At 36.2% G+C, this 15,067-nt stretch carries 10 protein-coding genes; 5 read left to right on the top strand and 5 right to left on the bottom strand.

All coding sequences use genetic code 11. The features are described 5' to 3' along the window. Positions 1-39: 39 nt before the first annotated feature. The 4 genes from ABEB31_RS16570 to ABEB31_RS16555 all read right to left on the bottom strand — a co-directional run bounded on the left by ABEB31_RS16570 (position 40) and on the right by ABEB31_RS16555 (position 2,396). Complete coding sequence (locus tag ABEB31_RS16570) at positions 40-612, bottom strand: pentapeptide repeat-containing protein (protein WP_347052767.1); 573 nt, start codon at positions 610-612, stop codon at positions 40-42. Between the two features lie 27 nt (positions 613-639). Further along, positions 640-840, bottom strand: coding sequence for a hypothetical protein (locus ABEB31_RS16565; protein ID WP_347052766.1), 201 nt, complete (start codon positions 838-840; stop codon positions 640-642). Positions 841-909: 69 nt separating this feature from the next. Then, entirely contained in the window at positions 910-1,866 is a 957-nt protein-coding gene (locus ABEB31_RS16560; RefSeq protein WP_347052765.1) for a helix-turn-helix domain-containing protein, read from the bottom strand. Further along, complete coding sequence (locus ABEB31_RS16555; RefSeq protein ID WP_347052764.1) at positions 1,833-2,396, bottom strand: DUF6642 family protein; 564 nt, start codon at positions 2,394-2,396, stop codon at positions 1,833-1,835. Before ABEB31_RS16555 ends, ABEB31_RS16560 begins: the two co-directional genes overlap by 34 nt. A gap of 182 nt (positions 2,397-2,578) precedes the next feature. Here ABEB31_RS16555 and ABEB31_RS16550 point away from each other — a divergent pair, with 182 nt between their 5' ends. Next, complete coding sequence (locus ABEB31_RS16550) at positions 2,579-3,184, top strand: 5'-methylthioadenosine/S-adenosylhomocysteine nucleosidase family protein (RefSeq protein ID WP_347052763.1); 606 nt, start codon at positions 2,579-2,581, stop codon at positions 3,182-3,184. 135 nt (positions 3,185-3,319) lie between these two features. On the opposite strand, the gene ABEB31_RS16545 is transcribed toward ABEB31_RS16550, so the two are convergent. Beyond that, on the bottom strand, positions 3,320-3,634 hold the full coding sequence (locus ABEB31_RS16545) for a GIY-YIG nuclease family protein (RefSeq protein ID WP_347052762.1): 315 nt from the start codon (positions 3,632-3,634) through the stop codon (positions 3,320-3,322). Positions 3,635-3,991: 357 nt separating this feature from the next. Here ABEB31_RS16545 and ABEB31_RS16540 point away from each other — a divergent pair, with 357 nt between their 5' ends. The 4 genes from ABEB31_RS16540 (at position 3,992) to ABEB31_RS16525 (ending at position 14,708) form a co-directional block, all read left to right on the top strand. Beyond that, positions 3,992-8,119 (top strand): two-component regulator propeller domain-containing protein, encoded by a 4,128-nt coding sequence (locus tag ABEB31_RS16540; protein ID WP_347052761.1) that lies wholly within the window; start codon positions 3,992-3,994, stop codon positions 8,117-8,119. Positions 8,120-8,852: 733 nt separating this feature from the next. Next, positions 8,853-11,879, top strand: a complete 3,027-nt coding sequence (locus ABEB31_RS16535; RefSeq protein WP_347052760.1) for a SusC/RagA family TonB-linked outer membrane protein — start codon at positions 8,853-8,855, stop codon at positions 11,877-11,879. A 40-nt stretch (positions 11,880-11,919) separates the two neighbouring features. Next, positions 11,920-13,509, top strand: coding sequence for a RagB/SusD family nutrient uptake outer membrane protein (locus ABEB31_RS16530; RefSeq protein ID WP_347052759.1), 1,590 nt, complete (start codon positions 11,920-11,922; stop codon positions 13,507-13,509). A 107-nt stretch (positions 13,510-13,616) separates the two neighbouring features. Then, the gene (locus ABEB31_RS16525) at positions 13,617-14,708 is read left to right on the top strand and encodes an endo-1,4-beta-xylanase (protein ID WP_347052758.1); all 1,092 of its coding nucleotides are present in this window, start codon (positions 13,617-13,619) and stop codon (positions 14,706-14,708) included. The last annotated feature ends 359 nt before the right edge of the window (positions 14,709-15,067 follow it).

Raw genomic sequence — 15,067 nt, 5'->3', positions numbered from 1 at the left:
TTATTGTATCCCTCTTTTTTTTAATTGTCTGTTGCTGTCTTATTCAATCGAAAGATCAAATTTTTGAAGCAGTCCTGCAAGTGCGGTATGCGAGACTTTAGTTCCTTTAATCTTGTTTTCTGAAGGATCAAAGGAATAATTTGCTGAGGTTCTAAAATCGGTTTTCTCCAGAATAGCTTCCACGAAAGTGGCACCGGAAAGATCGCAGCTTTTAAAAACCGCCAGAGACAAATCGGTATTAGAGAAGTCAGTTTCTTTTAGTGAACAATCTGTAAAGTTTGTTTTCTTTAATTTTTTATAAATGAAAGTTGAATAATCTAAAATACAGTCTTCAAAATTCATTGAAAATAAAAAACTGTTACACGCGCTAAAATCAAGTCCCATTAATTTACATCCAATGAATTTGATGTTTTTCAATCCGGTATTGCGTAAAGTCGTCAACGAAAGATTGCAATTTTTAAAAGTACAATCCAGAAAATCATTGTTGCTTAAATCGCTTTTAGAAAAATTGCAATTAATAAATTCGCAGTTAACAAATTCGGTATTGGCTAAACTCTGATCCGAATAATCGATCGTTTCAAAACTTCGGTTTTGGTATAATTTTGATTCCATAAATAAAAAAAAAGGCGTGTAAAGATTTTATTCCAATTCGGTACAATCGAAAATAGTATTGTTTTGAAGTAAAGCTGAAACATTCAGTTCGCTGTCTACCCTTAGAATATTATCACAATCTTCAAGATCGAAATTCCAGACAGAATCGGGAAGTAATTCGTTCAACAGCACAGAAGCCGATTCGAATTTGGACTGATTATCAACGGAAGTTTTAAAAACATAAATCATAATTTGCATTTTGAGCACGCAAATTTCTGAAAAACGGGTTCATATTTGTTAGGATTCTATAATCAATAATTAGGACTTATCAATCATTTTTCTGTATCGAATGGGAGAAATTCCTTCGACCTTTTTAAAAAACCTGCTAAAGTAAGATTGGTCATCAAAGCCTACCTGCGTTGCAATTTCGCCTACAGAAAGTGTGGTTTGAAACAGTAAATATTTGGCTTCTAATAATATGTTTTCGTCAATCCATTTTACGGCCGATTTTCCTGTTACCGTTTTAACACATTTGTTGAGATGATTGGGTGTTACGCTCAATTGCGAAGAATAATAATTGACCTGATGATGGGTTTTTATATTTTCATGAATCAGTTCCTTGAATTTTGAGGTAATCATTTCAGAAGCCGAAATACCTTTAGAAGTTTTAACGGCGTTTTTATTCATTTCATAAAACAAGGTAATGAGATAGGACTGCACAATATTCAAATCGGCAATCTCTGTTTCAGAATATTCTTTTCTTAAACGTTCTAATATATTTGTAACCGAAATAACATCTTTTGAAGTCAGGGTAATTTTAGGATTTCCGGAAATTTTCAAAAAATCAAAATCATTAAGCAATTCACGGCTGCCATATTTTCGAATCAAAATATCAGGGTGAAACTGGCAAATGTAGCCTTTATGTATATTGTTGACATTATCCAGAGAAAAAATCTGACCCGCCGGTATCATAATTATTTCATTATCGGTAGTGACATATTCCTGATAACCCAGCTTCATGGTGTGCTCACCCGAGGAAATAAAAATTAAAGTATGACAAGAATGTTTAGAAGGCGGCACAGGATGCTGCATTTTCATTACTTCTTCGATTTCGAGACAGAAAAAATGATCAGAATTCGATTTAAAAAGCAAATGAATGGGATTGTCTTCTCCCAGAAACTTCTCCCGAAATCCTGTTGGGCTGTAAGTCTTTATTTTTTCTGCCGGTTTCGTTTTCATATCTAATAATACAGCCTGAAATCCAGTAGTTTGCACAAATTGTAATGTTTGAGATATAAATCTTCCACCACTTCAATTAGATTGTCATTTTCCTGATAAAGACTAAAAAAAGCCTTGTCAATCGTACTGCAGCTAGCGATTTTATTATACGTAGATCCGTAACCTGAAATTGCCCGGGCACCGGTTATATCCAGAAAATATTGTGCTTCTTCTTCGTTTAAATCCAAAACCTTCAAATTTGCAAAATGAATGATTTTGCCTTTCATTTTTCCCTCAAACAATTCGGCAATTTCTTCGATGCTGTAATAATAATCATGTAGGCAAATGTTGTTTTCCTGTCCGGGCATGGCCAGATAAATGATTTCATAATCCTTAAAATTATGATCTTCATAAAGTAAAATGTTTAAACTTTCTTCTAAACCTTCAATTGTATCACAGGTTTTATGAATACTCGAAATACCCTGGTCAAAAGCCAGTTCTTCGAGGCATTTTACAACATGGGTTGGTCTTTGATCGTCTACATCTTTAACCCCTTCCAGGCAGAAAATAAATTTTTCACTATCCATGCAGTTTTCTCTTTCTGTTTTTAAGGATTGAAATTCTTTGTTTTATTGGTTCTGACAAAAGTATTTTTTCTAAAATAAAATCTATCATAGAAAGCAGAATTTAACGTGTTTTTTTGATTTTATATTTAGGTTGCAACTTCATAAATTTTTAACCGTATTTTTGTAACCGAAATAAATTACGCATGATACAAATTAACCAGACAGCCTCTTTTGCTGTTGAAGATATATTATTCTGTTTTGCACTAGAATCTGAGGCAGCAGAAGTTTTTAAAGAACAAAATGTTTTATTTACGGGAATCGGAAAAGTAAATGCCGCTTACGAATTGACAAAAGCCATTCAGAAGAAAAAACCTGCTGTGATTATAAATTTAGGATCGGCTGGAAGCAGCTGTTTTCAAAAAGGAGAGGTAATCTGCTGTACCAAATTTGTACAAAGAGACATGGATGTCCGCGGTTTGGGTTTCGCGCATTATGAAACACCTCTTTCCGGTCTGCCTCCGGTTTTGGAATATGGTTTATTAATGGATAATCTTCAGGAAGGAATCTGCGGAACAGGTGATAACTTCGAAATGGGACATTGCTCAGACGCGTACAATGTTGTAGATATGGAAGCCTATGCTTTAGCGATGATTGCCATGAAAGAAAATATTCCTTTTTTAAGTTTAAAATACATTTCTGACGGAGCCGATGATAATGCCGCGGAAGACTGGACGGTTCAGGTTCATAAAGCAGCAATTACTTATGGTAAAATTTTGGGGTTGATTGGAGAGGAAGTTGAAGAGTTTTAATTTTTTAGAGAACTATTGGCAAAAATTATATTTTTATAGATCTTGATCAATTGCAAATAGTGATTATGTACCATCTTTGTCATCCCGAGGAACGAGGGATCTTCGCAAGTAGCTCTGCATGTAAATATATCAATCTTAGGAATATAAATAATTCAAAAAATCTAAATTAGGATTTATACTTTTAACTAATTCTAATTTTTTATTTCTATTCCAGCCTTTTATTTCTTTTTCACGCATAATGGCTTCTTGTATCCAGGTGAATTTTTCATAATATAGAAGAAATTTAACATTGTATTTGGAAGCAAAAGTTTTATTTTTTAAAGTAACGTTTTCGTCATGCTGACTTAAACGCAGCCGTAAATTATTAGTGACTCCAGTATAAAAGACAGTTTTTGACTTATTTGTTAGAATGTAAATGTAGTATGTATGAAAACCTTCTGATAATTGCATTTTGGTAACTAGATATTTTTCTTTAAATGCAAATATAATATATAAGAATTTGCTTATTTATATAAAAATTTTTTATATCTCAAATATTATATTTTGGCGAGCTACGTGCGAAGATCCCTCGTTCCTCGGGATGACAAAGATTGTGTATATGCGTATGAGATTTGATAATAAGTGGAAATAGTTATATATATTTAAAATACCTTTAAATCAACCACTAAAAAGTACACTTACACCCCTAAAAAAGAAAAAAACACCGCCTTTTAATTTTCGCATAAACAGTATTTTGCAATCCATCCGATTTATTTTTTTCATAGGTTTATTATAATCAAATCATTCGGATTTTATTAAATTTCGTTTATGCAGCATATTAAAATCTACTATTTAAGTTTTATTGTTTTTCTCTCTATTTTTTTTGGTGCAAAAGCGCAGCAATCCGATTTGTATTTTGATCATATTGATTACGATGCGAGTTTTTCGCAAAGTATGATTTCGAGTATTCATCAGACCAAAAAAGGATTTATTTTAATCGGAACAGCAAACGGATTAATCAGTTATGATGGTTACGATTTTTTGAGATATGTGTACAACAAGGACATTCTCAACAGCATTAGCAACAATCATATTAATGTGATTTTAGAAGATAGCGAAAGACAGCTTTGGATCGGAACAAACAACGGTTTAAATCGCTACAACAAAAACGAAAAGACCTTTCTGCGTGTCGATGTTCAGAAAATAAAAGGTGGACGAAATTATATTTCATCCATAATTCAGGATGATCAGAACAGAATCTGGATTGGAACTTTTGGCGGCATCAAAAAATTAAACAAACAAAAATATATTTTAGAGGAAATCTCAAACGATCATAATTCGCCTTTTAGAAAAAGCAGGGTTTTATCTTTGTTTTATGATCGCCAGTATGGGGTTTTGGTTGGAACTTCTAAGGGCCTGGAGTGTTTTGATCCCAAAAATGGTTCGAAAAAAGCAGTTCCGAAAGCCGTGGCAGAGAATGAAGCTTTGATGAAATCGAAAATCTGGAAAATCATTAAAGAGAAAAACGGAGATTTATGGTTTGCAACCGAAGCAAACGGTGTTTTTAAATTGGATGCAGATAAAAACAGTATAAAAAATTATCTTCTGGATACCAATAACAGAAACAGTTTGCCGTCAAATTGGGTCAATGATATTGTGGCTGTTGACAATAATACCATTTGGTTTGCTACAAAAAATGGTTTGTGCGTATATAAAAAAGACAGAAATGAATTTACCAAATACGGGCACAATCCGTTGCAGAGTTACAGCCTTTCTGATGATGATATCAAATGCTTTCTCAAAGACCGCCATAACGATATCTGGATTGGGACAAATGGAGGCGGAGTTAATTTTTTTCAGAAAACCAACACCAATTTTACCAATATACGCGAAGTTATTAAACCCAATTTTGGTTTAAATGCCGCTTTTGTAAATGCTGTCGCGATGGAAAATGACCATTCCATCTGGGTGGGCACCAACGGAGGAGGATTAAATTATCTTGATTTCAAAAACAATAAAAACGCTTCGTATCAGATTGAAGGTTACGATTTTGACAAAAGTGTCAATATGATTACGGCCCTGGCCAATCAGGACGGGCAAAATCTGTTTTGCGGGACTTTCAACGGATTATTCAAATTCAATAAAAGCAGTAAAACATTTCAGTTTGTATCGCTTTCGCGGAAGGATTCCAAAGAACGCGAACGCCCGATTACCTGTTTGCTGATGGATCATGACGATTTGTGGGTGGGAACAAACGGCAACGGATTAAAGAAAGTGATGCCCGACGGAACAGTCGAAATCTACATGGCTGACGGCAGTTCCAATTCGCTCAGCGACAATTTTATAACCCACATTGTAAACAGAAAAGACGGACTCTGGATTGCCACACAGTACGGTCTGAACTATTTTGATAAAAAATTAAAACAGGTTACAAAGGTTTTTAAAACTGGTTCAAAAAGCGGACTTTCCAACAACAGTCTTACCGTAATGTTTACCGACTCTCAAAATAGGTTATGGGTGGGAGCTGAAAGCGGGGGTGTGAATTTGTTTGATGAAAAAAAAGGACGTTTCTTCGAAATCAACCGATCCATGGGGTTTACCGATGAAACAATCAAAAGTATTTCAGAAGATGCACAGGGAAATATCTGGATCAGCGACAATAATTTGTTGTATAAAATAAAAACAAAAGTACTGAGCCCAGTCCTTACTATTGCCGATTTTGAAATCACTTCTTTTTCGTCTAATGATGGATTGAAAGTAAAACAATTTTCGAATAACTGTAGTTTACAACTCAATGATAAACAATTAGTTTTCGGATGTTCCAACGGTTTGATTGTTTTTAAACCTCATAAATTAATTAAAACAGAAGACAAATCGCCAATTGTTCTCACGAAGCTGATCGTAAACAATGAAGAAATTAAGCCAGGAAATAAAGAGGTCTCTTTGGGAAAACGAATTAGCGAAACTTCAGAAATTACCTTAAAACACGATCAGGGTTATATCGGATTGGAGTTTAGTGCAATGAATTTTATTTCGCCTGAAAAAAATGAATATGCGTATAAATTGGAAAGTTCATTCAACAAAGACGAATGGCATAGTATTGGTTCACAGCATTATATAAATCTTACGAATTTAAATTCGGGAACTTATACGCTGAAAATTAAAACCTCAAACGGAGGCGGAGAATGGAATCCGACTATTAAAACGCTGAAAATTACCATGCTGCCGCCGTGGTGGAAAACCTGGTGGGCTTATTTGTTTTATATCGCGTTATTGACAGCCGCTTCGGTTTTATTGTTCCGATTTTTTAGAAATCGTGAATTGTTAAAACAAGCGTATTATCTGGAACAAATTGAAAAAGAGAGACAGGAAGAATTGTATAAAATGAAACTGGATTTCTTTACCAATGTTTCACACGAAATCAGAACACCTCTCACTTTAATCAGCGGTCCGGTTGAGGAACTTTTGAGCGGTGCAGAAAAAGGTTCTAACCTCGAGAATAAATTAAAAACGATCAAAAGCAATTCGGATCGATTATTAAAACTCGTTAATGAATTAATGGATTTTAGAAAAGCCGAAAAAGGAAGCATGAAAATCTATTGCGAACAACAGGATATTGTTTCATTTTGTTTTGATATTTATGAATCGTTCCGGGGCATTGCAGTCGAGAAAAAAATCGATTACAAATTTGTGCTGAATATCAACACGGCTTTAATCTATTTTGATAAGAATCAGATGGAAAAGGTGATTTACAACCTGCTTTCAAACGCTTTTAAATTTACGAGTAAAGGTGGAAAAATCACTTTGGCGGTCGAACAAAAAGACAATTCTGATGCTATAGAAATTAAAGTAAAAGACAACGGAATCGGTATTCCGGACAACCGAAAAAAGAAAATCTTCAAAAACTTTTTTCAGCTTGACGATCGTGGAAGCGCCAATTTAGGAAGCGGAATTGGTTTGGCTTTAAGTAAAAGTATTGTAGAACTGCATCACGGGGAAATTAAAGTACAGACAGAAGAAGATCCCAACTTCAATACCATTTTTACGATCAGGCTGAAAAAAGGGAAAGAGCATTTTAAGAAATCTCAAATCATCGAAAATGAAAGGACGTTGAGTGAAAATGCCAATCCGATTTCGGATGTAAAAACAGAAATTGATGTATACGACAGAGAAGATCCGGTAGAAACAGACGGCAGTAAAAAAACAATTTTAATTATCGATGATAATGAAGAAGTTTTGTCTTTTGTATATGATGTTTTGCATACAGATTACAGGATCTTAAAATTCACAGGTGCATCTGACGCATTAAATTTCATGGAAAGAGAAATTCCGGATCTTATTATTACCGACGTTATGATGCCCGAAATGGATGGTTTTGAATTGTGTACCATTTTAAAAACAAACCTCAACACAAATCATATTCCGGTTATTTTATTGACGGCGAAATCTTCAACTTTAAACAGAATTGAAGGACTTTCAACGGGAGCAGATGCTTATATTTCGAAACCTTTTAGTATCGAAGAACTGAAACTGACGATTGGCAATTTATTATCGGCTAAAGAAATCATGCGCCAGAAATACGGTGAAGGTTTTATTACAGATACAGAAAACGAAAGTATAAATACTCCGGAAGGTTTATTTGTTAAAAAACTGACTCAGATCATCGAAAATAATCTGGACAATACCGATTTTGATGTAAATGATCTCGTCAACGAAATCGGAATGAGCCGAACTGTCCTTTATAAAAAAGTACAATCCCTAACCAATCAGTCGGTTGCCGGTTTTATAAAAAATATGCGATTAAAGAAGGCAGCAAGTTTATTAGTCAATACGAGTTATTCTGTCTCCGAAGTAACCTATATGGTTGGTTTTAATGATCGAAAACATTTCAGTAAAGAGTTTAAAAAGTTTTATAGCCTTTCTCCAACGGAATATAAGAGCTCTCAGGGTAAATAGTTTTTAACCGAAATGACGCTAAGATTTTCGCAAAGTCCGCAAAGTTTTATTAATAGCTTTGCGGACTTTATGTTTTTAATCTTTGCGTGCTTTGCGGTTAAAGTATAGAATTGTTGCTTTTGAAAATCTCCCACAATTCATTTGTTTCTTCCTGATTAGGAATTCCGGCACTGCCACTTCTTTTGCAAACTTTATAGAGATAATTTAAAAATCTATTGTCTAAAGATGGCAATCTAAAATCTGTTTGTTTTTTAACTGAAAGTTTTGAGTCAATGCCAATTGTATTAGGTTCTGATCTGTCGACAGAATGTCCTCTTAAATATAATGCTTTTATAGGGTCGTAATAGTCCCGAGGTATCAATACTAGCTCTCCTTCCTCCAATTATGTTTCTTAATTCATTAAGTTCTTCTTGAAAATCTTCCATGTTTTATTTCATACAAATAGTATGACAATGTACGTAAAATTTAAAAGAGCTTTGCGGACTTTGTGCTTTTAATCTTTGCGTGCTTTGCGGTTAAATTAAATTATCATCAAATAAATTTAATTTTTTTACTGGTTGTATAATTTTTAAGTTTTTTATTACGAATACCTCGAAATAAGGCTTTTTTAGTTGTAAAAAAAACATTTACGCCCCCAAATGGGAATATTTTTCTCCCCTGCAAGCGTCATTTATTGGTCACATTTGCATTAAAATCATAACTGATTTCTATCTAACTAACCAATAAATAACTTATGAAAAAAAACAAACAGGAACAGATGTTCTTTCCTGGAGGGAATTATCTCAGACTAATTTTATTGTTTTTGATGTGTATCATGTATTCAAATATACACGCCCAGGAAACTCCCATTTCAGGAAAAGTAGTTGACCATGCAGGAATCCCATTACCAGGAGTAAATGTGCATGTAAAAGGTACTGCAAAAGGAACGCAAACCGATTTTGACGGTAATTTCACCATTAGTACTGCTCCAAAAAGTACACTCGTTTTTTCTTTTATCGGAATGGACGAAGTTTCGGTTGATACAGAAAATAAGAAAAACCTAAAAGTAGTTTTAAAAGAAAGTTCACAGGCATTAGACGAAATTGTCGTTGTGGGTTACGGCACCAAAAAGAAAAGCGACGTAATTAGTTCTGTGGCGTCTGTAAAACCGGGCGATCTCACCAAAGTTGCCACTTCAGACGTTGGGGAAATGCTTCGCGGAAAAGCGGCCGGAGTTCAGGTAAGTTTAGCCGATGGTGGTCCGGGAAGTTCATCTTCAATCCAGATCAGAGGAAAAAAATCGATTAACGGAAGCAACGAGCCCATTGTAATCGCCGACGGAATCGTGATTGGAAGTATCAATGATATCAATGCCAATGATATTGCTTCTTTAGAAATTCTAAAAGATGCCGCTGCGCAATCCATCTATGGCGCGAGAGCATCAAACGGGGTTATCTTGATTACGACCAAAAGAGGAAAGACCGGAAAGGCAAAAATTTCTTATAATGGTTTCTCCGGAGTTCAGACAATAAACAGGAATTTTGATGTATACAGCGGTGAAGAATTTGCACAGTTAAAAAGAGAAGCATACAGAACCAGTAACGGCGGCGTTTACAGACCCGACAATCAGGTTTTTACACCGTTGGAATTAGAATCGGTTCAATCCGGAAAATACATCGACTGGGAAAAACTGGTTTTAAAAACTGGCGTAACAAACAACCACAGTTTGAGTGTTTCATCGGGAACAGATAAAACGAGTATTTTTTCGAGTATCAACTACATCAATACTTCAGGAGTTGTTCCAAATTCCGATTATGATAAAGTGGCAATGAGAGTCAATGTAGATCAAAGAGTTGCAGACTGGCTGAAAATTGGAATGAATGTTTCGCTGCAGTTCTCAGAATCCAATCGTCCCAATGTAGGGAATATTTTAAACAATGCTATCAATACTTCGCCGCTTGGGCAAATCTATAATCCGGACGGGTCGTTCCGTTATTTGCCCGGAGGAATTCAGGAAACACCAAATCCGCTGATCGATATTTACGAAACCACCACAAATGAATTGAACCGAAATGATATCATGAATGTCTTTTTAGATATTAATCTGGCAAAGGGTTTCACTTATAAATTAAATGCCAGCCGAAGATCCTGGAATTATAAAGCGATGTCTTTTAATACTTCAAAATCACTCTCGGGAATTGCAAACTCTGGCCAGGGAAGCGGCTATATCGAGTATAAAGATAATGTCGAATATCAGCTGAGTAATATTTTACATTACAACTTTAATTTAGCCGAAAAAAATCACTTTAATGCGACAGGAGTTTACGAAATTACTTCATCAGAATACAATGATTTCAGAAACTCAGCGAGCAGAATTCCGAGTGATATTTTGGGAATTTATGGTCTTGAAAGTGCTTTCTTAAATACGCCATTAATTGGAGGAAATGAAAGATCGTTGATTTCTTTCGCAGGAAAACTGGAATACGATTTTGACAGTAAATATTATTTTACCGTTTCCGGAAGAGCCGATGGATCGTCTGTATTTGGTGCTAATAATAAATGGGGATTTTTCCCGGCAGTAAATGCAGCATGGAATGTTTCCAACGAAGCATTTATGAAGGAACATTTTCCCGTAATCAGCAATTTAAAATTGAGAGCCAGTTATGGAAAAGTCGGAAACCAGCCGAAAGATCCATATCAGAGTATGGCGACCGCGACGCAAAGAGATTATATCATAAACGGCGTAAAAGTTTCGGGTTATGTGCCGGGTTCGCAATTGTCTAATCCGGATTTAAGATGGGAGACTTCTACACAATTAAATCTTGCAGCCGATTTTGGTTTGTTCAAAAACAGACTGACGGGAACCGTGGAGGTTTATGATACCGATACTTCGGATTTATTAATTTATGAAACTTTAAATGCCAATACCGGTTATACAACCAAACTATCCAATATTGGAAAAGTAAACAACAAAGGTCTGGAAGTTACCCTGAATGGTGATGTGTTTAAAACGAAAGATTTCAGGCTGAATTTGGGTGCTACTTTCACTAAAAATAAAAACAGCATTGTAAGCATCTATGGAAAAGATGCAAACGGAGACGGAAAAGAAGATGATGCAGTTGGGAATTTATGGTTTATAGGGCAGCCGATTGATGTGTATTATCGCTACAAAGCGATCGGTATTTATCAGGAAGGCGAAAATATCCCGCTGGTTACCGGAACTACTTTGTATCCAGGAGACATCAAATTATACGATGCAGATCCGTCAAATGGAGCCAATCCTAATCCGGATCAGGACAGAGTGATCACTTCCAAAATGCCGGATTGGTTTGGAACCTTTTCTTTAGCTTTAGATTACAAACAATTCGATTTTTCTGCCGATATCTATACCGTGCAGGGAATCACGAGAGACAATCCATTTTTATACGATTATGTACGAGGAGGATCTTTGAGGGGTGTTAAAAACGGAATAAGACAAGATTACTGGACACCTGAAAATCCGGGAGGAAACTGGCCGAGGCCAAGAGACGGAAATGATCCGCCTTACATCAACACATTAGGGTTGCAGGATGCCTCTTATATTCGTTTGCAAAACGTTTCAGTCGGATTTAAATTTCCCGAAAATACCCTTAAATCTTTGGGATTAAGCAATATGAGACTGTATGTAACAGGAAGTAATTTAATCACTATCACAGATTACCAGTCTTATAGTCCGGAAAAGGAAGTCTACGATTATCCTGAACCTGTAACGTGTGTTATTGGTCTGCAGGTAGGTTTCTAATCAGACAGTTAAGACATTCAATAATAAAAATCACAAGATCATGAAAAATATAAATTTTCTATTTGTTTTGATGTTCGGACTTTTTCTGGGACTTACCTCCTGCGAAGAATTTCTGGACGAAACCGTAAAAGATCAGGTTTCGGTAGATTATATCTACAACTCTCCGGCCGGTTTAGAAGTCGGTGTAAATGCGCTATACAACCAGATGCGTTATTACAATCTGCCATCTGGCGACAACAGCGATTTGTGGGCAAACGTATTCTTTATGGTGGCCACCGATTTGGGTTTGCACAGAACGTGGAATACACCTTACGGGACAGGTCATAATCCACAGTCTTTCACAGGTTCAAAATGGATTCAGGGATATAAAATTATCGACAGATGTTCGGCTATTATTACATCGGCAAGATCGATTCAAATGGATGAAGCGGCCAAAAAAAGACTGGTAGCACAGGCGAGAGTAATCAGAGGCGAATTGTATCTGGATCTCAAACAAATGTACGGAGGAATTTTAATCGATACGATTCCGACAACTCCACAAAACATCAACGATCCGGTAGAATATAAAGTCGCGAGTGATGCAGATGTTTACCGATTAATCGATGCCGATTTGGATTATGCTATTGCGAATCTTCCTTTTAAAGTAGATCCGGGCCGTTACGGACAAGGTGTGGCAAGGCACATTCGCGGTAAAAGTGCTTTGTGGCAGCAGGACTGGGCAGGAGCAGCAGCACAATTTGATGCGATTATCAATGACGGAACACATGGTTTAGTGGCCCTGGCAGATGTCTGGGGACAAAATGCCAATCATAAAGAATCTCTTTTTACCTATCAGAAAGACTTTTTATTGGGGCCTGATGATAATCTGGCCGGTGGCGGCGGTTCCTGGTTAAGCAGTGTTTTTACACACAGAACTTACGAATTAAATACCAGCGAACTGGTTCAGGATGTGGCTTACGGCGGTCAGGCTTTAGGTTGGTTTTACCCAAATAATTATTTAAAATCACTTTACGATCAGACTAACGATTTAAGGTTCAGAACTTATTATTATTCTGATAATTACCTGGATTATAAAATCAATGTGCCATCCAATCCAAAATTCGGACAGCCCATTACAAACCCCGCAATTGCAGCACCAAACGGAAATTACAGAGCATGGCACTGGAGTCTGAAAAAATACCACGATACCGAGAAACTGCCAATGACATCCAACAGTTATAAAGATTATATGTATTACAGACTTGCAGAAACCTATTTACTGGCTTCTGAAGCCTATCATAATTTAGGAAATGACGGGAAAGCACTGCAATATCTGAATAAAGTAAGAAGAAGAGGCTATACCGGTAATCCTGAAAGTACGGTGACAACTTATGATTTGACAGCCTGGACATTAAACAATTATTTAGATGAATCGGCAAGAGAACTGGCTTTCGAGAACAACAGATGGTTTTTGCTGAAAAGGCTTGGACTTCTGGTCGAAAGACAAAATTTGTATTTCCGCTCAAGTCCGTCAGGAACACTTGCAGGAGAAGTGCCTTTAAAAATGACTCCTGTGATGGTGAATATGCCAATTCCGCAAAGTCAGATTGATTTAATGGGAAAACCGGAAGGATTTAATGTGGGCTATTAATAGTGTTTTCTAACAAATAAGTTGAAAAAAAAATAAGGTTAAAAGTTAGTAATTAACCAATCCGGGAATCAGGGTAAAATTTGATTTCCGGATTAAATCAAAACAAAATGATAAACAAAAAATATATTTTAGGTCTCGTAACCGTTTTGTTATTTGCTTCCTGCAGCAACGACGAAAAAGTAGTTTTTATTCAGGCAGATGAAGACGGCGGAACCAATCCGAATCCTATCACGCAGACATTGAAGGAGAAAGCAAAATTTAAAATTGGAGCTGCCGTAAAAATGAAAGATTTGCAGGAAGTCAATTATAAAACTGCGGTTTTAAAACATTACAATCAGATAACGGGAGAATTTGAAATGAAAATGGCCAGTATCTGGACTTCTTCTACATCTTCGAATTATACTGCTGCCGACTATCTGGTAAATTTTGCGAAAGACAATAATATGGAAGTGCACGGTCATACTTTAATTTGGTACAACTCCTTTCCGGATTGGTTTAAAAATGCCAAATACGACTCGATTGCTTTTGAGGCAAAAGTCAAAGTTTACATTACGGATGTTGTCGGACGTTACAAAGGCAGAGTGAAAAGCTGGGATGTTGTCAATGAAGTTTTTGCAGATGGGGGCGCTCTAAGAAATGAAGATGTTATAAAACCAACCTTTAAGGATCCAATCGGTTTTTACGGGAGATGTTTTAAATATGCAAAAGCAGCAGATCCGGACGCGAAATTATTCTACAATGATTACAGCGTGGTGCTGGATGGAGGAAAAAGAGCTGCGATTAAAAAAATGGTGGCCAGGTTCAAAGCCAACGGAATTCCGATTGACGGTCTGGGAGATCAGTTTCACTACGCCACCGATACCAACAGACAAACCATGAAAACCGGTTTTACAGATATGGCTTCAACAGGTTTATTAATGCACATTTCAGAATTGGACATCAAGGTCAATACTGCAAAATCCGATTCGTATGTTTTTAATGAAACCGAAAATCAAAAACAGTCTGAAACCTATAAATACATTGTTTCGATGTACGAAGAATTACCTCAGACCCAAAAATTCGCCATCACCACCTGGGGCGTGACCGATAAATATACCTGGCTGACGAGTTTCTGGCACTCCAGAGAATATCCGTTGCTCCTGGACGCTGACTATAATAAAAAACCGGCGTATCAGGGATTTTTAGATGGGTTGAAGTAAGAGTTTAGAAGATAGAAGGAAGAGGAAAGAAGCAAGAAGCAAGAGGAAAGAGGAAAGAAGCAAGATCCTAAGAAGTCTTTTCTCTTGCCTCAACACTCTCAAAAAAGAAGCAAGATTCTATAAGAAGTCTTTACTCTTACCTCTATACTCTCAAAAAAAGAAGAAAGATGAAAGAAGAAAGATGAAAGAAGAAAGAGGAAAGATCCTAAGAAGCCTTTTCTCTTGCCTTTACACTCTCCAAAAAAGAACCAGACTCCTATAAGAAGTCTTTTCTCTTGCCTCTTGCTTCTTTTCTCTTTTCTCTTTTCTCTTTTCTCTTTTCTCTTGCCTTTATACTCTCAAAAAAAAGAACCAGGATC

Source organism: Flavobacterium olei (assembly GCF_039749035.1).
In the GTDB taxonomy this organism is placed as follows: Bacteria; Bacteroidota; Bacteroidia; order Flavobacteriales; family Flavobacteriaceae; genus Flavobacterium; species Flavobacterium olei.
Note: the sequence above shows the minus strand (reverse complement) of the source record. Positions and strands in the feature narration are given on the sequence as shown.

Bases quoted from the DNA above. Each gene is read 5' to 3' on its own strand.
- ABEB31_RS16570 (WP_347052767.1), bottom strand. From the start codon at position 612: ATGGAATCAAAATTATACCAAAACCGAAGTTTTGAAACGATCGATTAT.
- ABEB31_RS16545 (WP_347052762.1), bottom strand. From the start codon at position 3,634: ATGCAATTATCAGAAGGTTTTCATACATACTACATTTACATTCTAACA.
- ABEB31_RS16530 (WP_347052759.1), top strand. From the start codon at position 11,920: ATGAAAAATATAAATTTTCTATTTGTTTTGATGTTCGGACTTTTTCTG.
- ABEB31_RS16525 (WP_347052758.1), top strand. From the start codon at position 13,617: ATGATAAACAAAAAATATATTTTAGGTCTCGTAACCGTTTTGTTATTT.
- ABEB31_RS16535 (WP_347052760.1), top strand. From the start codon at position 8,853: ATGAAAAAAAACAAACAGGAACAGATGTTCTTTCCTGGAGGGAATTAT.
- ABEB31_RS16565 (WP_347052766.1), bottom strand. From the start codon at position 840: ATGATTTATGTTTTTAAAACTTCCGTTGATAATCAGTCCAAATTCGAA.
- ABEB31_RS16555 (WP_347052764.1), bottom strand. From the start codon at position 2,396: ATGGATAGTGAAAAATTTATTTTCTGCCTGGAAGGGGTTAAAGATGTA.
- ABEB31_RS16550 (WP_347052763.1), top strand. From the start codon at position 2,579: ATGATACAAATTAACCAGACAGCCTCTTTTGCTGTTGAAGATATATTA.
- ABEB31_RS16540 (WP_347052761.1), top strand. From the start codon at position 3,992: ATGCAGCATATTAAAATCTACTATTTAAGTTTTATTGTTTTTCTCTCT.